The following is a 24060-nucleotide window of genomic DNA, read 5'->3' on the forward strand; positions in this document are numbered from 1 at the left end:
CAGCACCCGCTCACCCTCGGTAACGTTGTGCCCCTTCCCTCACATCTTTTCCACATATTCCGCTGACTTGTTCGAGGAGCCCCCGCTGTCCAGCGAATCCGCCGCAGGCACCCCGAAATCCTTCAGCGCCACCGCCGCCATACCGGCCCAGAGCCGGGGCCCGCACATCCCCGCGGGGCTGGGCGGCTTCAACACGGCTCCCACCGAGTGGGCGGAAACCTCTCTGCTGGCCTGCTGCGGCAGCCGCCGCTGGGCCAGGCGGCTGGCCGCGCACCGCCCGTACCCCACCCTCGACTCCCTGCTCGCGGCGGCCGACGAGGCCAGCTACGACCTGTCGGCCCGCGATCTGGACGAGGCGCTCGCCGACGAGGCACGGCCCGTGCTGCCCGCCTCCGCACCGGCCGCCGCGCACATGGCCCTGGACGCCGCGCATGAGGCGTACCGCGCCAGATTCGGACACGCGTTCGTCATCTGTCTGCACGGGCACCGCTCCGACGAGCACCTGGACCAGGTCCTGGCGGGCATCCGCTCACGGCTCGGTAACGAACCGGACGAGGAGCGCGCCATCGCCGCCGATGAGCTGCGACGACTCGCCCGCGCCCGGCTTTTCCGGCTTGTGGCGGATATGGACCCCCGGGGATAGCCCGTCCGTGGCCCATTGGCTGCCTGTTTGATCACACCTGGCCACCCGGCGCGAGCGGACCGACAAGTCGTCGCTACGATGACCGGGGCCGGTGGACCGTACCCGGCCGGGTCAGACCGACAGAGAAGCCGGTATCGACCCCAATCCCCGCTCCCGGAGGGTTATTCCGTGCCGGCTGGAACGCTGTACCGCGGCCGGGAAGGCATGTGGTCGTGGGTGGCTCATCGAGTCACCGGCGTCCTCATCTTCTTCTTCCTGTTCGTACACGTATTGGACACCGCTCTCGTCCGCGTCTCGCCCGAGGCCTACGACGATGTCGTCGCCACCTACAAGACGCCCCTCGTCGCGCTGCTGGAGTACGGCCTCGTCGCGGCCATCCTCTTCCACGCGCTGAACGGCCTCCGTGTCATCGCCGTGGACTTCTGGTCCAAGGGCCCGCGCTACCAGAAGCAGATGCTCTGGTCCGTGATGGCCATCTGGTTCGTGCTGATGGTGGGTGCGCTGTACCCGGTACTCGGCCACGCCGCACGTGAAGTGTTCGGGAGCTGACGCCAGACATGTCTTCGAACAACACCGCCGCCGACACCACGTCCGCCGTGGGTCCCGTCGAGGGCGTCAGCCTGTACGACGTCGACAACCCCGCCCCGGTCATCGAGCCGCCGCGCAAGCGCACCGGGAAGACCCCGCGGTCGGCCCGCGGCAACTTCGAGATGGCCGCGTGGCTCTTCATGCGCCTGTCCGGCGTCGTGCTGGTCGTCCTGGTCATCGGCCACCTGCTCATCCAGCTCGTGCTGGACGGCGGCGTCTCCAAGATCGGCTTCGCCTTCGTGGCCGGCCGCTGGGCGTCCCCGTTCTGGCAGGTCTGGGACCTGCTGATGCTGTGGCTCGCCATGCTGCACGGCGCCAACGGCCTGCGTACCGTCATCAACGACTACGCCGAGCGCCCGAACACGCGCCTGTGGCTCAAGGGCCTGCTGTACACCGCCACGGTGTTCACCATCCTTCTGGGCACGCTGGTGATCTTCACCTTCGACCCGAACATCCGCTAGGCACGGGGCTGAGGTAATCCACGTCATGAAGATCCACAAGTACGACACCGTCATCGTCGGCGCCGGCGGCGCGGGCATGCGCGCCGCCATCGAGGCGACGAAGCGCAGCCGTACCGCCGTGCTGACGAAGCTCTACCCGACCCGCTCCCACACGGGCGCCGCGCAGGGCGGCATGGCCGCCGCGCTGGCCAACGTGGAGGAGGACAACTGGGAGTGGCACACCTTCGACACGGTCAAGGGCGGTGACTACCTGGTCGACCAGGACGCCGCCGAGATCCTGGCGAAGGAGGCCATCGACGCCGTCCTCGACCTGGAGAAGATGGGCCTGCCGTTCAACCGGACCCCGGGCGGCACCATCGACCAGCGCCGCTTCGGCGGCCACAGCCGCAACCACGGCGAGGCCCCGGTCCGCCGGTCCTGCTACGCCGCGGACCGCACCGGCCACATGATCCTCCAGACGCTGTACCAGAACTGCGTCAAGGAGGGCGTGGAGTTCTTCAACGAGTTCTACGTCCTGGACCAGCTGATCACCGAGGTCGACGGCGTCAGGAAGTCGGCCGGTGTGGTCGCCTTCGAGCTCGCCACCGGTGAGATCCACATCTTCCAGGCCAAGGCCGTGATCTACGCGTCCGGCGGCACCGGCAAGTTCTTCAAGGTGACGTCGAACGCTCACACCCTGACCGGTGACGGCCAGGCCGCCTGCTACCGGCGCGGTCTGCCGCTGGAGGACATGGAGTTCTTCCAGTTCCACCCGACGGGCATCTGGCGCATGGGCATCCTGCTGACGGAGGGCGCCCGCGGTGAGGGCGGCATCCTCCGCAACAAGGACGGCGAGCGCTTCATGGAGAAGTACGCGCCGGTCATGAAGGACCTCGCGTCCCGTGACGTCGTCTCGCGCTCCATCTACACGGAGATCCGCGAGGGCCGCGGCTGCGGGCCCGAGGGCGACCACGTCTTCCTGGACCTGACGCACCTGCCGCCGGAGCAGCTGGACGCCAAGCTCCCCGACATCACCGAGTTCGCCCGTACGTACCTCGGCATCGAGCCGTACACGGACCCGATCCCGATCCAGCCGACCGCGCACTACGCCATGGGCGGTATCCCGACCAACGTCGAGGGTGAGGTCCTGGCGGACAACACCACCGTCGTCCCCGGTCTGTACGCCGCCGGCGAGGTCGCCTGCGTGTCGGTGCACGGCGCCAACCGGCTGGGCACCAACTCGCTGCTCGACATCAACGTCTTCGGCAAGCGGGCCGGTATCGCCGCCGCCGAGTACTCGGCGAAGTCCGACTACGTCGAGCTGCCGGAGAACCCGGCCGCGTTCGTCGAGGAGCAGGTCGAGCGGCTGCGCAACTCCACGGGCAGCGAGCGGGTCGCGGAGCTCCGCCGTGAGCTCCAGGAGACGATGGACGCCAACGTGATGGTGTTCCGCACCGAGCAGACGATCAAGACCGCGGTCGAGAAGATCGCGGAGCTGCGCGAGCGGTACAGGAACGTGGCGATCCAGGACAAGGGCAAGCGGTTCAACACCGACCTGCTGGAGGCCATCGAGCTGGGCAACCTGCTCGACCTGGCCGAGGTCATGGCCGTGTCCGCGCTCGCCCGCAAGGAGTCCCGCGGCGGTCACTACCGCGAGGACTACCCGAACCGCGACGACGTCAACTTCATGCGCCACACCATGGCGTACCGCGAGGTCGGCGACGACGGCTCCGAGACCGTGCGTCTCGACTACAAGCCCGTCGTCCAGACCCGCTACCAGCCGATGGAGCGTAAGTACTGATGGCCACCCCGACCCTGGAGAAGGCGGCCGACACCGCTGCCGCCTCGCCCTACATCACGGTCACCTTCCGGATCCGCCGCTTCAACCCCGAGGTCTCCGACGAGGCCCAGTGGCAGGACTTCCAGATCGAGATCGACCCGAAGGAGCGCGTGCTCGACGGTCTCCACAAGATCAAGTGGGACGTCGACGGCTCGCTCACCTTCCGGCGCTCCTGCGCGCACGGCATCTGCGGCTCCGACGCGATGCGGATCAACGGCAAGAACAGGCTCGCCTGCAAGACGCTGATCAAGGACATCAACCCGGAGAAGCCCATCACGGTCGAGGCCATCAAGGGCCTGACGGTCCTCAAGGACCTGGTCGTGGACATGGAGCCGTTCTTCCAGGCGTACCGGGACGTCATGCCGTTCCTCGTCACGACCGGGAACGAGCCGACGCGTGAGCGGCTGCAGTCCGCCGAGGACCGCGAGCGGTTCGACGACACCACCAAGTGCATCCTGTGCGCCGCGTGCACGTCGTCCTGCCCGGTCTTCTGGAACGACGGCCAGTACTTCGGTCCCGCCGCCATCGTCAACGCGCACCGGTTCATCTTCGACTCGCGCGACGAGGCCGGCGAGCAGCGTCTGGAGATCCTCAACGACAAGGACGGCGTGTGGCGTTGCCGCACCACGTTCAACTGCACGGACGCCTGCCCGCGCGGTATCGAGGTCACCAAGGCGATCCAGGAGGTCAAGCGCGCCCTGATCACGCGCCGCTACTGACACCACGCCTCCGGCGAAGGCCCGCTTCTGTACGCTCACCGTACAGAAGCGGGCCTTCGCCATGAGCGGACGAGTCGGGCCACACGAGAGGGACGGGGATCGATCGATGAGCGAGCCGAATCCGTACGCCAACGACGGCGATTACACCTGGGGTCCGACCCAGCCCCCGGGCTACGGCTACCCCCATACGGCGCCCGGTTACGGCTACCCGCAGCAGCCGTCCGCACCGGGCGCGTACCCGGGCACCGGCGCGTACCCCGCGCCCGCCGCCGGAGCGGGCACGCCCCTGGTCGCGATCGGCGACATCACCGTCCTGGCGGACTCGATCGTCACGCCCGCCGGGACGATGCCGCTCAAGGGCGCGGTGTGGAACGCCACCGACATGTCGCGCACCGAGGAGAAGATGCCGACGCACGCCATCGTGCTCGCCGTTGTCTTCTTCGTGTTCTGCTTCCTGGGACTGCTGTTCCTGCTGATGAAGGAGAAGACGACGACCGGCTTCGTTCAGGTCACGGTCACCAGCGGGGGGCGCCACCACTCGACCATGATCCCGGCGACGAGTCCGCAGACGTTCGCCATGGTCATGGGGCAGCTCAACTACGCGCGGTCGCTGAGCTTCTGAGGCGCTGAGGGCGCCGGGCCGGTCCCGCGGGGCCTGGCGCGGTGTCCGGAAGCGTACGGCGGGTGGTTTTGGCCGGTCCGTGCGTTGACCCGTTACGTGTGGGGAGCATGTAGTGGAGCCATGACGGAAACGGAAGCCGTTGCGTTCCCGCAGGACCGCACCTGCCCCTACCACCCGCCGACCGCCTACGATCCGCTCCGCGAGGAACGGCCGCTCTCGCGCGTCTCGCTCTACGACGGGCGTGCCGTGTGGCTGGTCACCGGCCACGCCGCCGCCCGTGACCTCCTCGCCGACCAGCGGCTGTCCACCGACACCACCCATGAGGCGTTCCCCATCCCCACCGAACGCTTCACCGCCGTGCGCAACCGCCGCAGATCCGCGTTGCTCGGCCAGGACGACCCCAAGCACAACGTCCAGCGGCGGATGCTGATCCCCAGCTTCAGCGTCCGGCGGATCGCCGACCTCCGGCCCCGGATCCAGCGGACCGTGGACGAGCTGCTCGACGCGATGGTCGAACAGGGGCCGCCCGCCGAGCTGGTGAGCGCCTTCGCGCTGCCCGTGCCGTCGATCGTGATCTGCGATCTGCTCGGGGTGCCGTACGCCGACCACGACTTCTTCGAGGAGCAGTCGCGCCGGCTGCTGCGCGGCCCGACGGCGGCCGACACCGAGGACGCCCTCGAACAACTGGAGGGCTACCTCGGCGACCTCGCCGAACGCAAGCGCGACAAGCCGGGTGACGGGCTGCTGGACGAGCTCGTCATGGAGCAGTACGTGCCGGGGCACATCGACCGGCAGGAGCTGCTGGACCTGGCGATGATCCTGCTGATCGCCGGTCACGAGACCACCGCCAACATGATCTCGCTGGGCACCTTCACGCTGCTGCGGCACCCGGAGCGGCTCGCCGAACTGCGGGCCGACCCCTCGCTGCTGCCGGGTGCCGTGGAGGAGCTGCTGCGGTTCCTGTCGATCGCGGACGGCATGCTGCGGTTCGCCACCGAGGACATCGAGGTGGCGGGCGGCACCCGGATCCGGGCCGGCGAGGGCGTCGTGTTCTCGACGTCCGTCATCAACCGGGACCCGGTGATGTACGCCGAGCCGGACTCCCTGGACTGGGGGCGCTCGGCCCGTCACCATGTCGCGTTCGGCTTCGGCATCCACCAGTGCCTGGGCCAGAACCTCGCGCGCGCCGAGATGGAGATCGCGCTCGGCGGTCTGCTGCGGCGGCTGCCGGGGCTGCGGCTGGCCGCCGACCCGGACACCATCCCGTTCAAGCCGGGCGACACGCTGCAGGGCATGGTGGAGCTGCCCGTGGCGTGGTGAGGATGGTGAGATCGGGTATGCGCATCTCGATCGACAAGGACCTCTGCATCGGGGCGGGCCAGTGCGCCCTGACGGCACCGGAGGTGTTCACCCAGGACGACGACGGATTCAGCGCCCTGCTCCCGGGCCGGGAGGACGGCGCCGGGAGTCCGCTCGTACGGGAGGCGGGCCGGGCCTGCCCGGTGCGGGCCATCACGGTGACCGACGCCGGCTGAACGATCGGCCGTTCACCGCCCGTTAGGCTCGGACGCGTGAACGGTCCCAAGGGTCCCAAGGGGCCCAAGAGCGAGCAGACCCGCACCGTCATCCTCGAAACGGCGCTCCGGCTCTTCCAGGAGCGCGGTTACGACCGGACGACGATGCGGGCCATCGCGCAGGAGGCCGGCGTCTCCGTCGGCAACGCGTACTACTACTTCGCCTCCAAGGAACACCTGGTCCAGGGCTTCTACGACCGGATCGCCGCCGAACACCAGACGGCGGTCCGGCCGGTCCTGGACGGCGACGTGGACCTCGCGGCGCGTATCCGGGGCACCCTGCTCGCCTGGCTGGACGTCGCGGCCCCGTACCACCGGTTCGCGGCCCAGTTCTTCAAGAACGCCGCCGACCCCGAGAGCCCGCTCAGCCCCTTCTCCGCCGAGTCGGCGCCCGCCCGCGAGGCGGCCATCGCCATCCACGAGCGGGTACTCGGCGGCTCCGGCACCCGGACGCCGCCGGAACTGGTCCCCCTGCTCCCCCGGCTGATGTGGCTGATGCAGATGGGCCTGGTGCTCTTCTGGGTGTACGACAGGTCCCCCGGCACCGAGCGCAGCCGCCGCCTCGTCGAGCGCACCGCCCCGCTCGCCGCCCGTGCGATCGCCCTGTCCCGGTTCCGGGTGCTGCGCCCGCTGGTACGGCAGGTGCACGAGGTGCTGGAGGAGTTCCTGCCGGGCGCGGGTGAACGGCCCGGACGGGCAGGCGCGGGCAGGACGACGACCGGGCCGCAGGAGCCCGCTCAGGCCTGACGCGAGGCCAGCTCCACGACCGTGATGTCCGACGGCGCCCCGACACGGACGGGCGGGCCCCAGGCGCCCGCGCCCCGGGTGACGTACAGCTGGGTGTCGCCGTAGCGCTCCAGGCCCTCGACGGTCGGGTTGGCGAGGTCGGCGAGGTACTCGCCGGGCCACATCTGACCGCCGTGGGTGTGGCCGGACAGCTGGAGGTCGACGCCGTGCCGTACCGCGTCGTGGATGACGACCGGCTGGTGCGCCAGCAACACGGCGGCCCGGGTGCGGTCCCGGTCGCCGAGTGCCCGGCCGAAGTCGGGGCCCTCGCCGTGGTTCTCGCCCGCCGGGTCGTTGACGCCCGCCAGGTCGAAGCCCGGGATCTCGACGCGCTCGTTCGTCAGCGGACGCAGGCCGAGCTCCCGGACGTGGTCCACCCATTCGGCGGCACCGGAGAAGTACTCGTGGTTGCCGGTCACGAAGAACGAGCCGTGCCGGGCGCGCAGCCCCGCGAGCGGCTCGGCGGCCGGGCCCAGATCCGCCACGGTGCCGTCGACCAGGTCGCCGACCACGGCGATCAGGTCGGGCTGGGTGCCGTTGATCGCGTCGACGATGCGCCGGGTGTGGGCGCGGCCCAGGGTCGGGCCGAGGTGGATGTCGCTGACGACCGCGATACGGAAGCCGTGCGCGCCCCGCGCGAGCTTGGCGAGCGGCACGGTGACGCGCTTGACGCGCGGCCCGCGCAGGACGCCGTACGTGCCGTACCCGACGGTGCCGACGGCGGCGGCCGCCGCCGCGCCGCCCACGACACGGGAGACGAACAGCCGCCGGGAGACGCCCTGGGCGGCGGCCTCACCGGCCGCGCCCGGGCCGGCCGCCGACAGGGCCGGGGCAGCCGGGGCGGGGGCTTCGAGCGTGTCCACCGCTTCCCGGGTCCCGGTGTCCTGGACGGCTGCGGCGGACGCGGCCCCGGCAGGCGCGGCACCGGCGGACGCGGCGACCGCCGACGCGGCGACCGGTATGGCGGTCGGCACGGCGGCCGCCGCCGGGTGGGCCGGTGCTCCGGCCGCCGCGCGGGCGGCGTCGCGGCGCGCCAGGACCCGCAGCAGCACCGGCCGTACCGCCTCGCCCGCGACCAGCGCCAGCACCACGTACAGCAGCACCGCCAGCCACAGGAACCCCGGCCACGCCAGTGCCTGCTGCACCGGGAACGGGAGCCCGGCGCGGCCCGACATCAGGGCGCCGAGCGACAGCAGCGGCAGCACCACGGCGGCGACGGTCCCGATGCGGCGTGCCACGCCGCCCGTTAGCGTCACATCGCGCACCAGGCGGCGCCACACGTACCAGTGGACCCCGCCGAGCAGGGCGACGACCACGACGAGCACCAGCAGGACGACCAGCACGATCCCTACCCCCTACGCCTCGTCGCCGCTGCCCCGGCGCGCGGCGCGCACCCCGCGCAACCCGAGCACACCGATCCCCGTCCCCAGAAGAAAGGACGTGACAGCGAGCAGCAGGTGGACCCAGAAGTACGCGGTCGGGTCACCCAGGTCGTCGAAGGCGAGACCGCTCGCGTCGTTCCACAGGTTCTTGACGAAAGTGATCCAGATGAACCAGCTCCACACCCCGAACGCGAGCAGGAACCAGGAGGCGGAGCGGCTGAGTCTCATGGAGCCAGTATCACCGCAACGGGTGTCACGGCTCCGGCCGGGTGGTGGACCGGTGTGGGGCCGCCGAAAGGTTGCCTGTACGTTCTCGAACGTGTCCGCTCCGAAGAACAAGGCCTTGACGGCCGCCGTCGTCGCCGCCGCGCTGCTGCCCCTGCTCGTCGCCTCCCCCGCCCTGGCCGAGCCCAGTCCCCGGGCGGACAAGAAGAAGGACGCGGCCGCGCAGCCGAAGCCGCCCGCCGTCATGTCCACGGTCGGCGGGGAGCTGCTGGGGAAGCCCGGCACCCAGGTCAGGCTGCGGGCGGGGGCGCCCGTGCTGCCGAAGGACCTGACGGGCCGGTCCTGGATCGTCGCGGACGCGGAGAACGGTGACGTGCTGGCGGCGCACAACGCCCACTGGCGGCTGGCGCCGGCCTCCACCATCAAGATGCTCTTCGCGGACACGCTGCTGCCCAAGTTCCCGAGGACGGCCACCCATCTGGTCGCACCGGGCGAACTGGCGAGGATAGGTGAGGGCTCCAGCCTCGTCGGCATAAAGGAGAAGCACGCCTACACCGTGCGGGACCTGTGGCTCGGCGTCTTCCTGCGCTCCGGCAACGACGCCGTGTACGCGCTGTCCGAGATGAACGGCGGCGTCCCCCAGACCGTCCGGGACATGAACGCCCGCGCCGACGAACTCCAGGCGCTGGACACCGAGGTCGTCTCGCCCGACGGCTACGACGCCGAGGGCCAGGTCTCGTCCGCGTACGACCTCACGCTGATCGCGCGCAGCGGCATGCAGAACAAGGACTTCCGGGAGTACGCGTCGACCGTGCGGGCACAGTTCCCCGGCGAGCAGAAGCCCGGCAAGAAGCGTGAGACGTTCGAGATCCAGAACACCAACCGGCTGCTGACCGGCGCGTACGGCGTCGCCCCCTACAAGGGCATCGCGGGCGTCAAGAACGGCAACACCACGCACGCGGGCTCCACGTTCACCGGGGTGGCCGAGCGGAACGGCCGGGTCCTGCTGGTCACGGTCATGAACCCGTCGTCCAAGGAGAGCGGCGCCGTCTATAAGGAGACGGCGAAGCTCCTCGACTGGGGGTTCGCGGCGGCCGGGAAGGTCGAGCCGGTCGGCGAGCTGGTGCCGCCGAGGTCCGCGAAGACCGGTACGGGCCGCCCCAGCCCGTCCGCGACCCCGGGCGGCGCCGCCGAGGCGGCGATCGCCGGGCAGGCCAGGCACACCGGTTCCGGCGGTGTCGGGACGGCGCTGGCGGTCGTCGGCGGGGTGCTGGTGGTGCTGGCCGGTGTGGTGTTCCTGATCAACCGTCGCTGGCCGGTGCCGGAGCTGGTCCGCCGCCGGGGCGATCACTGACGGGCTGTCCCGCGCCGGGCGTGGCCGTCCAGGCGGCGCAGAACAGCAGCAGCTTGGCGGTGAAGTTGATCCACAGCAGCAGGGCGACGGGCACGCCGAACGCCCCGTACATGGAGCGCCCGGCTACCCCGGACACATAGCCGCCGAGCAGCAGCTTCAGCAGTTCGAAGCCGACGGCCCCGATCACCGCGGCGACGACGAGCCGGCGGCGCGGCGGGTCGACCCCGGGCAGCAGGGTCAGCAGGTACAGCAGGAGGACGAAGCCGGCGAACGCCGCCGCGGCGAGCGCGACGATCCTGAGCAGCAGGTCCCAGCCGCCGCCGGCCAGGCCCAGCCGGTCGGCGGTCCAGCCGACGGCGGTGGACCCGAGCATGGACGCGGCGAGAGAGACGAGCGCGGTCGCGCCGAGGCCGAGCAGGACCACGGCGTCCTTGCCCTTGCGGACGATCGGGTTGCCCTCGTCGATGTCGTCCAGGTCCCAGACGGCGCGCAGGCAGTCCCGCATCAAACCGACCCAGCCGATACCGATGAAGAGCAGCACGGCGCCCGCGACGAGTCCGACGGTGCCCGCGTTGTCGACGAGCGCGCCGATGTCGAGCTGGTCGGAGATGCCGGGGACCTGTTCGCCGAGCTTCTCCTCGATGCCGTCCAGCCGCTCTTCGCTGAGCAGCGCGGCGCCGATCGCGGCGGCGACCGTGATGAGCGGGAACAGCGACAGGAAACTGATGAAAGTGATCGCGGCGGCGAGGCGCGTCCAGTGGACCCGGTCGAGGGTCTCGTACGAGCGCCAGGCGTGGGTCCGTGTGAGCCGCGCCGCCACGGGGCCGATGACGGGGAGCTTGGTCAGCCAGTCCATCGTGGGTGCCTACCCCGTTTCCGCCCCGGCGCCCGCCGGTTCACCGGCTCCGCCGGCGGGTTCACAGGTCCGCCACCGCCAGGCCGTACATCGCCGTCCAGACGAGGCCGATGACGGCGAGCGGCCGGTCGCGCAGGACGACGTCCTCGGGCGCTCCGGCGGTGCCCCGGTCGGCGAAGACGGCGTAGCGGAGGACGGCCAGGATGAAGGCGATCACGGAGAGCTGGCGCCAGGGCAGCAGCGAGCCGTTGGCCGTGCCGCCGCTCTCCAGCGCCCACAGGCAGTAGCCGAGCACGGCGACACCGGCCGCGAGCTGCCACACGAACCGCAGGTAGCCGGTGGTGTACTCGGTGAGCAGCGCCCGGGTGGCGCCCCGGCTGCCCGTCCCGCCGAGCTGCACGGCCTCGGAGTACCGCTTGGCCGAGACCATGAACAGGGCGCCGAACCCGGTGGTGATCAGGAACCAGCGGGACAGCGGGATGCCGAGCGCGACGCCGCCGATCATGGCGCGCAGCAGGAACCCGGTGGTGACGACGGCGAGGTCCACGACGAGGACGTGCTTGAGGCGCAGGCAGTACGCGAGCTGCATGGCCAGGTACGCGGCGAGCAGCGCGGCCGTCAGGGCGTTGCAGAGCCACGCGGCCCCCGCGAGCGCGCCTCCCGCGAGCACCCCGGCGGCCGTGTACGCCACGGGCACCGGCACGTCCCCCGCGGCCACCGGGCGGCGGCACTTGACGGGGTGGGCGCGGTCGGCGGCCGCGTCGCAGGCGTCGTTGACCAGGTAGACGGCGGCCGCGGCGGCGGTGAACAGCCAGAACACCAGGGCGAGCTGGACGGCGGTGTGCCGGGAGGCCAGCTCGCCCGCCGCGGCCGGCGCGGCGACGACGAGCACGTTCTTGACCCACTGGCGCGGGCGCGCGGTGCGCAGCAGTCCCCGGGCCAGGCCGCGTCCGGTCGGGTGCGGCGGCCGCGCGTCGGGCGCCCCGGCCCGCGCCCGGTCCAGTACGGCGGCGGTGTGTTCACCCACGGCCGGCGGCCCCCGGACGGAACACCCGCCGACGGCCGCCGACAGCGGTGGTGGCGGCGCGGCGGCTGCCGAGGGCAGCGGTGGCGGCGCGGCGGCTGCCGAGGGCGGCGGTGGCGGCGCGGCGGCTGCCGAGGGCGGCGGTGGCGGCGCCCAGGAGCACTCCGGCCGCCACGTCCGTCGGGTGGTGGACGCCCACCACCAGGCGGGAGAGGCACATCGCGGCGGCCACCGGCGGGACCAGCCGGCGGGCGGCGGGCCGCAGCGCCCCGAACGCGACGGCCGCAGCCGCCGCCGACGTGGCGTGCGAGCTCGGGAACCCGTGCCGGCCTGCGGTGCGCACCAGCGCCGGGCCTTCGGGGCGCGGGCGCTGGACCACCCGCTTGACGCCCATGCTCGCCAGATGCGCCCCCGCGACCAGGGCCGTTCCCCGCAGCCACGCCCCGCGCCGCTCACGGTCGGCGGCCGCGCCCATGAGCCCGGCGGCGAGCCACAGCGCGCCGTGCTCGCCGCTGAGCGACAGCGCCTTGGCGGCGGACGCCACACCGGGCCTGCGGCGCCCGCAGTCGCGCAGGGCGTCGAGCAGCCGCCGGTCGAGGCCGCGACGGTCGAGGCCGTGCCGATCGGGGCCGCGTCCTTCGATGCCGTGCCGATCGAGCCCGCGTCGGTCGATGTGTCGCATGCGGGCGACTCTCGCGCGCGAGGCCGCGCGCGGCACGGCAATCTTTCATGACACTCGTTTAATCACCCATTCGGCGAGTTCGGCGCGTTCGGCGAAGAAAGCCGGGAAACCAGCCATATGCGGCGTTACGGTCATTGGCATGCTCGCCGCGCACAGCTCCCCCGCCGGTCCCGTCGCGGTGACCGGCTGGGGCCGCACCGCCCCCACCGCCGCCGCCCGTGTCCTGCGGCCCCGCAGCCCCGAGGAGGCCGCCGACGCCGTCCGCGCCTGCGCCGAGCCCGGGGGCCGGGGCGGCATCGCCCGGGGCCTGGGGCGCTCGTACGGGGACGCGGCGCAGAACGCCGGGGGCGCCCTGCTGGACATGACCGGGCTGGCCCGGATCCGCTCGGTCGACGCGGAGGCGGGCGTCGTCGTGTGCGACGCCGGGGTGAGCCTGCACCGGCTGATGGAGGTGCTGCTGCCGCTCGGCTGGTTCGTGCCGGTGACCCCCGGCACCCGTCATGTCACCGTCGGCGGGGCCATCGGCGCCGACATCCACGGCAAGAACCACCATGTCTCCGGCTCCTTCAGCCGCCACGTACGCGGTTTCGAGCTGCTCACGGCCGACGGGGAGATCCGTACGGTGCTGCCGGGCACCGATCTGTTCGACGCGACGACCGGCGGCATGGGCCTGACCGGGGTGGTCCTCTCCGCCGCCCTGCGCCTGCTGCCGGTGGAGACGTCGCTGATGTCCGTCGACACCGAGCGGGCCCGCGACCTGGACGACCTGATGGCCCGGCTCACCGCCACCGACCACCGCTACCGCTACTCCGTCGCCTGGATCGACCTGCTCGCGCGCGGCGCCGCCACCGGCCGCTCGGTCCTCACCCGCGGCGACCACGCCCCGTACGACGCGCTGCCGGTCGGGGCGCGCCGACGGCGACGCGACCCGCTGGCGTTCCGGCCGGGGAGGCTCCCGGCGGCGCCCTCGTACGTTCCGCGAGGGCTGCTCGGCCGTACCTCGGTCGGGCTGTTCAACGAGCTCTGGTACCGCAGGGCGCCGCGCCGCCGCACCGGTGAGCTCCAGCCGATCCCGTCGTTCTTCCACCCCCTGGACGGGGTGCCGCACTGGAACCGGATCTACGGCCGGGGCGGCTTCGTCCAGTACCAGTTCGCCGTCGGCGACGGACAGGAGGAGACACTGCGCCGGGTGGTGCGCCGGATCGCGCGGCGTGGCTGCCCCTCGTTCCTGGCCGTACTGAAACGGTTCGGCGACGCCGACCCCGGCTGGCTGTCGTTCCCGATGCCCGGCTGGACCCTGGCGCTCGACATCCCGGCGTCCCTGTCCGGCCTCGGCGCGTTCCTGGACGAGCTGGACGAGGACGTGGCGGCCGCCGGCGGGCGGGTCTACCTCGCCAAGGACGCCCGGCTGCGGCCGGAGCTGCTGCCCGCCATGTACCCGAGGCTGCCCGACTTCCTCGCCCTGCGGGCCCGGCTCGACCCCGGCTCCGTGTTCACCTCCGACCTCGCCCGCCGTCTGGCCCTGGGAGCGAACCCGTCATGAAGGACGCCTTCGGCACCCCGCAGTCCCTGCTCGTCCTCGGCGGTACGTCGGACATCGCGCTGGCCACCGCCCGCCGGCTCGTCGCCCGCCGCCGCACCCGCACGGTCCTGCTGGCCGGGCGGCCGTCCCCCGCCCTGGAGGCGGCCGCACGGTCGCTGCGGTCGCTGCCCGGGGGCGGCGCGGAGGACGTCCGTACCGTCCCGTTCGACGCGCTGGACCCGGCCTCGCACGAGGAGACCCTCGGCAAGCTGTTCACGGACGGCGACATCGACATGGTGCTGCTGGCGTTCGGCGTCCTCGGGGACCAGGCGCACGACGAGGGTGATCCGCTCGCCGCCGTGCGGGTGGCGCAGACCAACTACACGGGGGCCGTGTCGGCCGGGCTCGTCTGCGCGAAGGCGCTGCAGAGCCAGGGCCACGGCTCGCTGGTGGTGCTGTCGTCCGTGGCCGCCGAACGCGCCCGCCGCGCCAACTTCATCTACGGCTCCAGCAAGGCCGGCCTGGACGCGTTCGCGCAGGGGCTCGGTGACGCGCTGCACGGCACGGGCGTGCACGTGATGGTCGTACGGCCCGGTTTCGTCCGGACGAAGATGACGGCCGGGCTGGCCAGGGCGCCGCTGGCGACGACCCCGGTGGCCGTGGCCGAGGCGATCGAGCACGGCCTGCGGCGCCGCGCGGAGACGGTGTGGGTGCCGGGCGGTCTGCGGGTGGTGATGTCGGTCCTGCGGCATCTGCCGCGCCCGCTGTTCCGGCGGCTGTCCGTGTGAGCCCCGTGGCCGCGTGGGCCGGTGGGTTCTGCGGGCCCCGTGGCCGCGTGGGCTCCGTCAGCCGCGCGGACTCCGTGGGCCCCGTCAAACCGCGTGGACTCCGTGGGCCCCGTCAAGCCGCGTGGACTCCGTGGGCCCCGTCAAGCCGCGTGGACTCCGTGGCCCCGGCTCAGAGGAACGTCGTGGTGGCCGGCTCGTCCACGGGAGAGCCCTGCGCGGGGACGCCCTTCGCGGGGCGGCCGCTGCCGAACTCGTACTCGTGGAGCTTGCGCCACACCGCGTCCGCGCCCTGCTCGTACAGGGCGAAGGAGGCGACGGTCCACTCCGCCTCGAAGTCGGCGAGCTCCTCGTACGCCCGGTCCATCGCGTCGTCGGGGATGCCGTGCGCCACGGTGACATGCGGGTGGTACGGGAACTGCAGCTCCCGCACCAGCGGCCCGGACGCGTCCCTGACCTGCTGCTGGAGCCGGGAGCACGCCGAGGCGCCCTCCGCCAGCCGCACGTACACGACCGGCGAGAGCGGCCGGAACGTGCCCGTGCCGCTCAGCCGCATCGGGAACGGCCGGCCGGCTGCGGCGACCCGCGCGAGATGCGCCCGGACCGCCGGCAGTTCCGCCTCGTCGACCTCGGTCGGCGGGAGGAGGGTGACATGGGTGGGGATGCCGTGGGCCGCGGGATCCCCGAAGCCCGCGCGCCGCTCCTGGAGCAGGCTGCCGTAGGGCTCCGGGACCGCGATCGAAACGCCGAGCGTTACGGTCCCCACATCGTTCTCCTCAGTGTCGGTGCGGCGGGCGGGCGTCGGGTGAGTGGGTGGGTCGCCAGTGTGGCGCCTGGACCCACCACGTGGCCAGGGCCCCCGGGCCCTGGCCCGGGGTCAGTGCTTGGCCGGCAGGAAGCCGACCTTCTCGTACGTCTGCGCGAGCGTCTCGGCGGCGACGGCGCGGGCCTTCTCCGCGCCCTTGGCCAGGATCGAGTCCAGCGTCTCCGGGTCGTCCAGGTATTCCTGCGTGCGGGTCCTGAACGGGGTGACGAAGTCCACGACGACCTCGGCGAGGTCGGTCTTCAGCGCGCCGTACAGCTTGCCCTCGTAGCCGCTCACCAGGTCGTCAACGGACCGGCCGGTGAGCGTGGACATGATCGTCAGCAGGTTGCTGACGCCCGGCTTGTTCTCCGGGTCGAAGCGGATGACGGTGTCGGTGTCCGTGACCGCGCTCTTCACCTTCTTCGCCGTCGCCTTCGGCTCGTCCAGCAGGTTGATCAGGCCCTTCGGCGTCGACGCCGACTTGCTCATCTTGGCGGTCGGGTCCTGCAGGTCGTAGATCTTCGCCGTCTCCTTCAGGATGTACGGCGCGGGGACCGTGAACGTCTCACCGAAGCGGGCGTTGAACCGCTCGGCGAGGTCACGGGTCAGCTCGATGTGCTGGCGCTGGTCCTCACCGACCGGGACCTGGTTCGCCTGGTACAGCAGGATGTCCGCGACCTGGAGGATCGGGTACGTGAACAGGCCGACCGTGGCACGCTCGGCGCCCTGCTTGGCGGACTTGTCCTTGAACTGCGTCATCCGGGAGGCCTCGCCGAACCCGGTGAAGCAGTTCATGACCCAGCCGAGCTGGGCGTGCTCGGGCACATGGCTCTGCACGAAGAGCGTGCACCGCTCCGGGTCGAGACCGGCGGCGAGCAGCTGCGCGGCCGCGAGGCGGGTGTTGGCGCGCAGCTCGGCGGGGTCCTGCGGAACGGTGATCGCGTGCAGGTCGACGACCATGTAGAACGCGTCGTGGGTCTCCTGGAGGGCGACCCACTGGCGGACCGCACCCAGGTAGTTGCCGAGGTGGAACGAACCTGCGGTGGGCTGGATTCCGGAGAGCACGCGAGGACGCTGCATGGGGCGATCAGAGGCCATGTTCCACATTCTCTCAGGTGCGGCCGACCACTCGGCACGCCCTGTGGACAACCGCCCGCACAGTCCCTGGCGGCGGCGCCGGAGTGAGACGAGAACCACACTCCGGCGCCCCGCCGGGCCGCCCGCCGAGCCCGTACGAGCCCGTCCGGCTGCGCGGGGAGCCCCGAGCCCGACCGGGTACGCGGGGGCCCCAGCCGTCTGGCTGACGCGGGAAGCCCCTAGCCCGTCCGGCTGACGCGGGGAGCCCGAGCGCGTTCGGCTACGCGGGGATGCCGGGCGCCGGGTACTGCGCCATCAGGTCGGCGACCTCCGCGCGGATCGCGGCGACGGCCTCCTCGTCGCCCTTGTGCGCCGCCGTGACGCCCCGGTCGATCCAGTCGGCGACGGTCGCCATGTGCTCCGTACCGAGCCCCCGGGAGGTGAGGGACGGGGTGCCGATGCGGATGCCCGAGGGGTCGAAGGGCTTCCTCGGGTCGTAGGGGACGGTGTTGTAGTTGACGACGATGCCCGCCCGGTCCAGGGCCTTCGCCGCGACCTTGCCCGGCACGTCCTTGGGGGTGAGGTCCATCAGGATCAGGTGGTTGTCGGTGCCGCCCGACACCAGGTCGAAGCCCCGGGCGAGGAGCTCGTCGGCGAGGGCGCGGGCGTTGGCGACGACCGCGTGGGCGTACTCCCGGAACGACGGCTGGGCCGCCTCGCGCAGCGCGACCGCGATCGCGGCGGTGGTCTGGTTGTGCGGTCCCCCCTGCAGGCCGGGGAAGACGGCCTTGTCGATGGCCTTGGCGTGCTCCTCGCGCGACATGAGCATCGCGCCGCGCGGACCGCGCAGGGTCTTGTGGGTGGTCGTGGAGACCACGTCCGCGTGGGGCACCGGCGAGGGGTGGGCGCCGCCCGCGATCAGGCCGGCGATGTGCGCGATGTCGGCGACGAGGACGGCGCCGCACTCGCGGGCGATCTCGGCGAACGCGGCGAAGTCGATGGTGCGGGGCAGCGCCGTACCGCCACAGAAGATGATCTTCGGGCGTTCGGCGAGTGCCAGATCGCGCACCTGGTCGAAGTCGATCAGGCCGCCCCCCTCGGAGACCGGGCCCGGGCGTACGCCGTACTGCACGCCCCGGAACCACTTGCCGGTCGCGGAGACGCCCCAGCCGTGCGTGAGGTGGCCGCCCATCGGCAGGGCCATGCCCATCACGGTGTCGCCCGGCTCGGCGAACGCGAGGTAGACGGCGAGGTTGGCCGGGGAGCCCGAGTAGGGCTGGACGTTCGCGTGGTCGACGCCGAACAGGTCCTTGGCCCGGCCGACGGCGAGCCGCTCGACCTGGTCGATGTTCTGCTGGCCCTCGTAGTAGCGGCGGCCGGCGTAGCCCTCGCTGTACTTGTTCTGCAGGACGGTCCCCGACGCCTCGAGGACGGCCCGCGAGACGTAGTTCTCGCTGGGGATGAGCCGCAGCGTCTCGGCCTGCAGACGCTCCTCGGCGGCGACGAGCTCGGCGAGCTCGGGGTCGGCGGCGGCGAGCGCGGGATGCGGGGTGGCGCCCGACGGCGTGTGCGGGACGTGCGCCGAGCGCGAGGAGTGCGGGGTGCTGGACGGGGTGCTCATGGCGTCCTCCGGATGGGCAGCGCGTGACACAAGGGCCGAGGCGCCCAGGCGGGCGGCGCCTCACGGGACGTTCTGCCTCGCGCGGCTTCCCCGAGGTCCCTTCCCCGTACGCCAGTCGCCGTGCGTAGCTTCATGCTAGTCGCCGCGCCGGACACGATGTTTCCTCGTCCACATGCCGAGCGACGATAGAAAGGGGCGCCACCCCCGCCCCGGTCCCGCAGGACGAACGGAGATCCCGTGTCGAGAACCCAAGACGCGATCGCAGCCGCGGAGGCGCACAGCGCGCACAACTACCACCCCCTGCCCGTCGTCGTCGCGACGGCGGACGGCGCGTGGATGACCGATATCGAGGGCCGCCGCTATCTCGACATGCTCGCCGGCTACTCGGCGCTCAACTTCGGCCACGGCAACCGCCGGCTGATCGACGCCGCGAAGGCCCAGCTGGAGCGGGTGACGCTGACGTCGCGCGCCTTCTACCACGACCGGTTCGCGGCCTTCTGCGACGAGCTCGCCGAGTTCTGCGGCATGGAGATGGTGCTGCCGATGAACACGGGCGCCGAGGCGGTGGAGACCGCCGTGAAGACCGCCCGGAAGTGGGGCTACCGCGTCAAGGGCGTGCCGGACGGCACCGCCAAGATCATTGTCGCGGCGAACAACTTCCACGGGCGGACGACGACGATCGTCAGCTTCTCCACGGACCCCGAGGCGCGGGCGGACTACGGCCCGTACACGCCGGGCTTCGAGATCGTGCCGTACGGGGATCTGACCGCGCTCGCCGACGCGATGACCGACAACACCGTGGCCGTGCTGCTGGAGCCGATCCAGGGCGAGGCCGGCGTGCTGGTGCCGCCGCCCGGGTACCTGCCGGCGGTCCGGGAGCTGACCCGGGAGCGGAACGTCCTGTTCATCGCGGACGAGATCCAGTCGGGCCTGGGCCGCACGGGCAAGACGTTCGCCTGCGAACACGAGGGCGTCGTCCCCGACATGTACCTGCTCGGCAAGGCGCTCGGCGGCGGCGTCGTACCGGTGTCGGCCGTCGTGTCGAGCGAGGCCGTGCTCGGGGTGCACCGGCCGGGCGAGCACGGCTCGACGTTCGGCGGCAACCCGCTCGCCTGCGCGGTGGCCCTGGAGGTGCTGGCGATGCTGCGCACGGGCGAGTACCAGCAGCGGGCGGCCGAACTCGGCGACCACCTCCACCGTGAGCTGGGGCTCCTCGTCGGCGGCGGCGCGGTCGAGGCGGTGCGCGGGCGCGGCCTGTGGGCGGGCGTCGACATCGCGCCCCGCCTGGGCACGGGCCGGCAGATCTCGGAGCGGCTGATGGAGCGCGGCGTGCTGGTGAAGGACACCCACGGCTCCACGATCCGGATCGCCCCGCCGCTGGTGATCGGCAAGGAGGACCTCGACTGGGGCCTGGAGCAGCTGCGGGAGGTCCTGGCGGGCTGACGGGCCCGTACGCCGGTGCCGGGGCGGCCCGTCAGTGCGCCCCGGCACGACTCGTCAGGACTCCGCCCCCCTCGCTGCTCGTCGCGGCTGCTCCTTCGCGGCTGCTTCTTCGCGGCTGCTTCTTCGCGGTGCTCCTTCGCGGCTGCTTCCTCGCTGCCGCTTCTTCGCGGCTGCTTCTTCGGTCCGGCCCCGGGAGCCGACCGCTACAGGATCACGTGCGGCAGGAACCGGGCGTACCCGTCCGTGACCAGCCCCGAGGACTCCCGGATGCCGAGGCCCGCCGCCTCGTCCTCGACCATCCACGCACCGAGCACCACCCGGTTGCCGTCGAAGTCCGGCAGCGGCGCGAGCGCCTGGTAGCAGCAGGGCTCGTCCCGTACGGCGGGCCGCTCGCCCGCCTCGTGGACGGTGACGCCCGCGCCCTCACGGCCCAGCAGCGGCTTGGCGACCCAGCCGCCCTCGTCCGCCAGTTCCCGCGGACCGTCCAGATAGGCGGGCAGCAGGTTGGGGTGCCCGGGGTAGAGCTCCCAGAGGACCGCGAGCAGCGCCTTGTTGGACAGCAGCATCTTCCAGGCGGGCTCGATCCAGCAGGTCGTACCGGTGCCGCCGCCGTTGTCGAGCGTGTCGAGGACATGCGGCCCGAACCGGTCGGTGACCAGCCACTCCCACGGGTACAGCTTGAAGCAGCTGCGGATGAAGCGGAGCCGGTCGTCCACGAAGCGGCCCGTCAGCCGGTCCCAGCCGATCTCCTCCACCGACAGCGCCTCGGTGGCGAGTCCGGCCTGTTCGGCGGTCTCCCGCAGGTACGCGACCGTCATCAGGTCCTCGCCGATCTCGTCGCCCTCCGAGTGGACGAAGTGCACCGGACCCGGCGGCAGCAGCCGCGCCTGCCGTTTCCAGGCGTCGACCAGCCGCTCGTGCAGGGAGTTCCACTGGTCGGCCCCGGGGAACCGCTCCTCCATCCAGAACCACTGCGGACTGGCCGCCTCCACCAGCGAGGTGGGCGTGTCCGCGTTGTACTCCAGCAGCTTGGCCGGGCCCGTACCGTCGTACCGCAGGTCGAACCTGCCGTACACGGACGGCAGTTCGTCCCGCCGCCGCCAGGACTCGGCGACGAGGGAGGCCAGTCGGCGGTCGGTGATGCCGAGGTCGGCGAACCGGTCCCGCTCGACGATGTGCGCGGCGGCGGCCAGGCACATGGCGTGCAGCTCCTCGACGACCTCCTCCAGCGCCTCGACCTCGGGCAGCGAGAAGGAGTAGTAGGCGCTCTCGTCCCAGTAGGGGCGAAGCGACCCGTCGGGGAAGCGGGTCAGCGGATAGACGCAGCCCTGCTCCTCGACGGTCCGCTGCCAGCCGGGACGCGGCTCGATCGTGTGACGCTTCATCGACGCGTATGCCCCGCCCGCTCAGCCGCCGCCGCTCGTGGAGCAGCCGAAGCCGCCCCGGTCGACGGCCGCCTTGTCGAAGCTCCCGCCGCTGACCTTGCCGTCCCGGGTGCTTCCGCCGTAGTAGTACGACCCGCCGCCGGTGCTCGAGCTGGAGCCGCTCCCGCTGCTCCCGCCGCTCCCGCTGCCGCACTCGTAGCTGGGCAGCAGCTCCCGCGTGTACCGGTCCACGCACCGCTTGTCGGGCTCGGCGCCACAGGACGTGATCGTCGCCGCGAGCACCCCCATACCGCCGAGCACGACCGTGCTCGACCTCAACCTGCGCATCTCGATCCCCCGTCATGAACTCTTCGAACGAACAACGCCGAACACCATAAAGGGACCGTGGACATGACCGTAAGTCCGGTCGTCCACGAAGCCTGTGCGTGCGGCGGCGACGGGGTGGTCAGGGTCGGGTCGGGGTCGGGTCGGGGTCGGGTCGGGGACGGAGTCGCAGGCAGGGGCAGGGCCTGGGCAAGGTCAGGGCAGGGAGCGGCAGAGGATGTCGAGGGCGCTCGGCCAGGCGCTGTCGGTGGGGGTGGCGTAGCCGACGACGAGGCCGTCGCGGGTGTGGGGCACGTCGGGGTGACGGAAGCGGCTGAGGCCCTGGAGGGCGAGGCCCTGGCGGGCGGCCGCCTGGACGGCCGGCTGTTCCGTGCCCGGCGGCAGGTCCAGGACCGCGTGCAGCCCGGCGGCGATACCGCTCACGCGGATGTCGGGCGCCCGTTCGGCGAGGGCCGCCACGAGCTGGTCGCGCCGTCTGCGGTAGCGCAGGCGCATGTTCCGTACGTGCCGGTCGTAGGCGCCTGACGCGATGAACTCGGCCAGCGTCAGCTGGTCCAGGGCGCTCGACACCCAGTCCACGTCGCCCTTCGCCAGCAGGACGTCCGGTACCAGCTCATCGGGCAGCACCATCCAGGCCAGGCGCAGCCCCGGGGCGAGCGACTTGCTGGCCGTGCCGAGGTAGACGACCCGCTCGGGGTCCAGGCCCTGCAGCGCGCCCACGGGCTGGCGGTCATAGCGGAACTCGCCGTCGTAGTCGTCCTCCAAGATCAGCCCTCCGGCGGCGCGCGCCCAGTCGACGGCCGCCGCGCGCCGGTCCGGCGGCAGCGCCCCGCCGGTCGGGAACTGGTGGGCGGGTGTGATGAGGAGCGCGCCCTCCCTGCCGTGCGCCAGGTCCTCGGTCCGGGTGCCGCGCTCGTCGATCGACAGCGCCGGAGTGCCCAGGCCCGCCTCCGTCAGCAGGTTCCAGTGCACATCGAGCCCGTACGACTCGACGGCCACCTGCCGGACGCGGCGCTCGCGCAGCACCTTGCCCATCAGCATCAGCCCATGGACGAAGCCGGAGCAGATGACGATCCGGTCGGGATCGGCGTGCACCCCGCGGGCCCGTGCCAGGTACTCGGCGAGGACGGTGCGCAGTTCGGCGCGGCCGCGCGGGTCGTTGTAGCCGAACGCCTCGTGCGGCGCCTCGGTCAGCGCCCGGCGGGCCGCCTTGAGCCACTCGGCGCGCGGGAACGACCCGAGGTCGGGGGTGCCCGGGTGCAGGGTGTGCAGCGGCCTGCCGCGCCGTGCCGGGGTCGTCCCCTGCCAGGGCAGTGGCATCGGGACGTGCCTGCCCCCGCGCCGCTCGGCCCGGCGCGGATCCCCCCGGCGTGGCTCGGACCTGCGCGGCTCTGCCCGGCGGGCCACCCGTGTGCCCGAGCCCTGGCGCGCGGTGAGCCAGCCCTCCGCGACCAGCTCGGCGTACGCGTCGGCGACCGTGTTCCGGGCGATGCCCAGATCGGCGGCGAGCGACCGGGAGGACGGCAGCCGCACACCGGGCGCGAGCCGCCCGCTCCTGACGGCCTCCCGCAGGGCGTCCATCAGACCGGCGCGCAGCCCGGGGCCTCGTATCTCCAGATGCAGATCGGTGCCGAAGCTCGCCGAAGTGGCCCGGGAATCCGTCATGTAAATGGACCATACCCGTGCGCCAACCTCCGCGTACGGTCGTCCACATGACGACGAACACGACGACCACGACGAAGACCCACGACGCCGAGTACGCCCCCGAGCACACCCCCCGGCTCAATCTGGCCGCGCACGTCCCCGACGTCTACCGGGCGATGGTCCGGCTGGACGCGGCCGCCCACCAGGGCCTCGACCCCGTTCTCGTGGAGCTGGTCAAGATCCGGGCCTCGCAGCTCAACCACTGCGCGTACTGCCTCGACATGCACACCAAGGACGCGCTCGCCGCCGGCGAGACGGTTGAGCGGATCATCCAGCTCAGCGCCTGGGAGGAGTCGCGGCACTTCTACACCGAGAAGGAACTCGCGGCGATCGAGCTCACCGAGGCCGTCACCGTCCTGACCGACGGCTTCGTCCCGGACGAGGTGTACGAGCGGGCCGCCAAGCAGTTCGACGAGAAGGAGCTGTCCCAGCTCATCTCCGCGATCATCGTGATCAACGCCTGGAACCGGATCGCCGTCACCACCCGCGCGGTGCCGGGCCACTACACCCCCGGCCAGTTCAAGTAGCCGCTCGTGGAGCGGCGTTCCGGCACCCCGCGCCACGGCCGGGCCCGCGCACGGCCGGGCCCGCGCCACGGCCGGGCCCCGGGGGCCCCGCCCCTGCGGCCTTGAAGGCATCAGGGGCAACCCCGGGTCCTG

Annotated in this window: 25 protein-coding genes; 14 read left to right on the forward strand and 11 right to left on the reverse strand. The window is 72.2% G+C overall.

Annotated features, from left to right (window positions below; all coding sequences use genetic code 11):
* Nucleotides 1-67 precede the first annotated feature (67 nt).
* From ACGF5U_RS09740 to ACGF5U_RS09780, 9 genes are all read left to right on the forward strand, one after another.
* Nucleotides 68-643, forward strand: a complete 576-nt coding sequence (locus ACGF5U_RS09740; protein WP_392712160.1) for a 2-oxo-4-hydroxy-4-carboxy-5-ureidoimidazoline decarboxylase — start codon at nt 68-70, stop codon at nt 641-643.
* 168 nt (nt 644-811) lie between these two features.
* Entirely contained in the window at nt 812-1192 is a 381-nt protein-coding gene (sdhC, locus tag ACGF5U_RS09745) for a succinate dehydrogenase, cytochrome b556 subunit (RefSeq protein WP_392712159.1), read from the forward strand.
* A gap of 8 nt (nt 1193-1200) precedes the next feature.
* Nucleotides 1201-1692 carry a succinate dehydrogenase hydrophobic membrane anchor subunit gene (locus ACGF5U_RS09750; RefSeq protein ID WP_392712157.1) on the forward strand — a complete coding sequence of 164 codons (492 nt, stop codon included), beginning with the start codon at nt 1201-1203 and terminating at the stop codon, nt 1690-1692.
* 25 nt (nt 1693-1717) lie between these two features.
* Complete coding sequence (sdhA, locus tag ACGF5U_RS09755; protein WP_392712156.1) at nt 1718-3472, forward strand: succinate dehydrogenase flavoprotein subunit; 1755 nt, start codon at nt 1718-1720, stop codon at nt 3470-3472.
* Nucleotides 3472-4230, forward strand: coding sequence for a succinate dehydrogenase iron-sulfur subunit (locus ACGF5U_RS09760; RefSeq protein ID WP_392712154.1), 759 nt, complete (start codon nt 3472-3474; stop codon nt 4228-4230). Before sdhA ends, ACGF5U_RS09760 begins: the two co-directional genes overlap by 1 nt.
* Nucleotides 4231-4336: 106 nt before the next feature.
* Nucleotides 4337-4852, forward strand: a complete 516-nt coding sequence (locus ACGF5U_RS09765; protein WP_392712152.1) for a hypothetical protein — start codon at nt 4337-4339, stop codon at nt 4850-4852.
* A 120-nt stretch (nt 4853-4972) separates the two neighbouring features.
* Nucleotides 4973-6172 carry a cytochrome P450 gene (locus ACGF5U_RS09770; protein WP_392712151.1) on the forward strand — a complete coding sequence of 400 codons (1200 nt, stop codon included), beginning with the start codon at nt 4973-4975 and terminating at the stop codon, nt 6170-6172.
* A gap of 17 nt (nt 6173-6189) precedes the next feature.
* Nucleotides 6190-6387, forward strand: a complete 198-nt coding sequence (locus tag ACGF5U_RS09775) for a ferredoxin (protein ID WP_392712149.1) — start codon at nt 6190-6192, stop codon at nt 6385-6387.
* A gap of 36 nt (nt 6388-6423) precedes the next feature.
* Nucleotides 6424-7173: a TetR family transcriptional regulator gene (locus tag ACGF5U_RS09780; protein WP_392712148.1), complete on the forward strand. Its 750-nt coding sequence runs from the start codon at nt 6424-6426 to the stop codon at nt 7171-7173.
* On the opposite strand, the gene ACGF5U_RS09785 is transcribed toward ACGF5U_RS09780, so the two are convergent.
* Nucleotides 7164-8555, reverse strand: a complete 1392-nt coding sequence (locus ACGF5U_RS09785) for a metallophosphoesterase (protein WP_392712147.1) — start codon at nt 8553-8555, stop codon at nt 7164-7166. The genes ACGF5U_RS09780 and ACGF5U_RS09785 overlap by 10 nt on opposite strands.
* A gap of 12 nt (nt 8556-8567) precedes the next feature.
* A complete protein-coding gene (locus ACGF5U_RS09790; RefSeq protein WP_392712145.1) occupies nt 8568-8822 on the reverse strand; it encodes an SCO4848 family membrane protein in 255 nt (84 codons plus the stop codon).
* A gap of 91 nt (nt 8823-8913) precedes the next feature.
* Here ACGF5U_RS09790 and ACGF5U_RS09795 point away from each other — a divergent pair, with 91 nt between their 5' ends.
* Nucleotides 8914-10173 (forward strand): D-alanyl-D-alanine carboxypeptidase family protein, encoded by a 1260-nt coding sequence (locus ACGF5U_RS09795; protein WP_392712144.1) that lies wholly within the window; start codon nt 8914-8916, stop codon nt 10171-10173.
* On the opposite strand, the gene ACGF5U_RS09800 is transcribed toward ACGF5U_RS09795, so the two are convergent.
* The 3 genes from ACGF5U_RS09800 to ACGF5U_RS09810 all read right to left on the reverse strand — a co-directional run bounded on the left by ACGF5U_RS09800 (nt 10121) and on the right by ACGF5U_RS09810 (nt 12735).
* On the reverse strand, nt 10121-11029 hold the full coding sequence (locus ACGF5U_RS09800; protein ID WP_392712142.1) for a YihY/virulence factor BrkB family protein: 909 nt from the start codon (nt 11027-11029) through the stop codon (nt 10121-10123). The genes ACGF5U_RS09795 and ACGF5U_RS09800 overlap by 53 nt on opposite strands.
* A gap of 61 nt (nt 11030-11090) precedes the next feature.
* Nucleotides 11091-12056, reverse strand: coding sequence for a decaprenyl-phosphate phosphoribosyltransferase (locus ACGF5U_RS09805; protein ID WP_392712140.1), 966 nt, complete (start codon nt 12054-12056; stop codon nt 11091-11093).
* Nucleotides 12049-12735 carry a phosphatase PAP2 family protein gene (locus tag ACGF5U_RS09810; RefSeq protein ID WP_392712138.1) on the reverse strand — a complete coding sequence of 229 codons (687 nt, stop codon included), beginning with the start codon at nt 12733-12735 and terminating at the stop codon, nt 12049-12051. The genes ACGF5U_RS09805 and ACGF5U_RS09810 overlap by 8 nt, the downstream gene beginning before the upstream one ends.
* A 139-nt stretch (nt 12736-12874) precedes the next feature.
* Here ACGF5U_RS09810 and ACGF5U_RS09815 point away from each other — a divergent pair, with 139 nt between their 5' ends.
* Both ACGF5U_RS09815 and ACGF5U_RS09820 read left to right on the forward strand, forming a co-directional pair.
* Nucleotides 12875-14278 carry an FAD-binding protein gene (locus tag ACGF5U_RS09815; protein ID WP_392712136.1) on the forward strand — a complete coding sequence of 468 codons (1404 nt, stop codon included), beginning with the start codon at nt 12875-12877 and terminating at the stop codon, nt 14276-14278.
* A complete protein-coding gene (locus tag ACGF5U_RS09820; protein WP_392712135.1) occupies nt 14275-15045 on the forward strand; it encodes a decaprenylphospho-beta-D-erythro-pentofuranosid-2-ulose 2-reductase in 771 nt (256 codons plus the stop codon). The genes ACGF5U_RS09815 and ACGF5U_RS09820 overlap by 4 nt, the downstream gene beginning before the upstream one ends.
* Nucleotides 15046-15214: 169 nt before the next feature.
* On the opposite strand, the gene ACGF5U_RS09825 is transcribed toward ACGF5U_RS09820, so the two are convergent.
* The 3 genes from ACGF5U_RS09825 to glyA all read right to left on the reverse strand — a co-directional run bounded on the left by ACGF5U_RS09825 (nt 15215) and on the right by glyA (nt 18545).
* Nucleotides 15215-15808 carry a 2'-5' RNA ligase family protein gene (locus ACGF5U_RS09825; RefSeq protein WP_392712133.1) on the reverse strand — a complete coding sequence of 198 codons (594 nt, stop codon included), beginning with the start codon at nt 15806-15808 and terminating at the stop codon, nt 15215-15217.
* Nucleotides 15809-15919: 111 nt separating this feature from the next.
* Nucleotides 15920-16954: a tryptophan--tRNA ligase gene (gene trpS, locus ACGF5U_RS09830; RefSeq protein ID WP_392712627.1), complete on the reverse strand. Its 1035-nt coding sequence runs from the start codon at nt 16952-16954 to the stop codon at nt 15920-15922.
* 250 nt (nt 16955-17204) lie between these two features.
* Nucleotides 17205-18545, reverse strand: coding sequence for a serine hydroxymethyltransferase (gene glyA / locus ACGF5U_RS09835; protein ID WP_392712131.1), 1341 nt, complete (start codon nt 18543-18545; stop codon nt 17205-17207).
* Between the two features lie 237 nt (nt 18546-18782).
* Between glyA and rocD the strand changes: the two genes are divergently transcribed.
* Nucleotides 18783-19988: an ornithine--oxo-acid transaminase gene (gene rocD / locus ACGF5U_RS09840; RefSeq protein WP_392712130.1), complete on the forward strand. Its 1206-nt coding sequence runs from the start codon at nt 18783-18785 to the stop codon at nt 19986-19988.
* 203 nt (nt 19989-20191) lie between these two features.
* On the opposite strand, the gene ACGF5U_RS09845 is transcribed toward rocD, so the two are convergent.
* The 3 genes from ACGF5U_RS09845 to ACGF5U_RS09855 form a co-directional block, all read right to left on the reverse strand.
* Nucleotides 20192-21373: a glutathionylspermidine synthase family protein gene (locus tag ACGF5U_RS09845; RefSeq protein ID WP_392712128.1), complete on the reverse strand. Its 1182-nt coding sequence runs from the start codon at nt 21371-21373 to the stop codon at nt 20192-20194.
* A 21-nt stretch (nt 21374-21394) separates the two neighbouring features.
* A complete protein-coding gene (locus ACGF5U_RS09850; RefSeq protein ID WP_392712126.1) occupies nt 21395-21700 on the reverse strand; it encodes a hypothetical protein in 306 nt (101 codons plus the stop codon).
* Nucleotides 21701-21892: 192 nt separating this feature from the next.
* Nucleotides 21893-23362, reverse strand: a complete 1470-nt coding sequence (locus ACGF5U_RS09855) for a PLP-dependent aminotransferase family protein (RefSeq protein WP_392712125.1) — start codon at nt 23360-23362, stop codon at nt 21893-21895.
* 47 nt (nt 23363-23409) lie between these two features.
* Between ACGF5U_RS09855 and ACGF5U_RS09860 the strand changes: the two genes are divergently transcribed.
* Nucleotides 23410-23928 (forward strand): carboxymuconolactone decarboxylase family protein, encoded by a 519-nt coding sequence (locus ACGF5U_RS09860; RefSeq protein WP_392712124.1) that lies wholly within the window; start codon nt 23410-23412, stop codon nt 23926-23928.
* The last annotated feature ends 132 nt before the right edge of the window (nt 23929-24060 follow it).

Origin of the sequence: Streptomyces sp. NPDC047886, from assembly GCF_043204435.1 — a bacterium.
Taxonomy (GTDB): Bacteria; Actinomycetota; Actinomycetes; order Streptomycetales; family Streptomycetaceae; genus Streptomyces.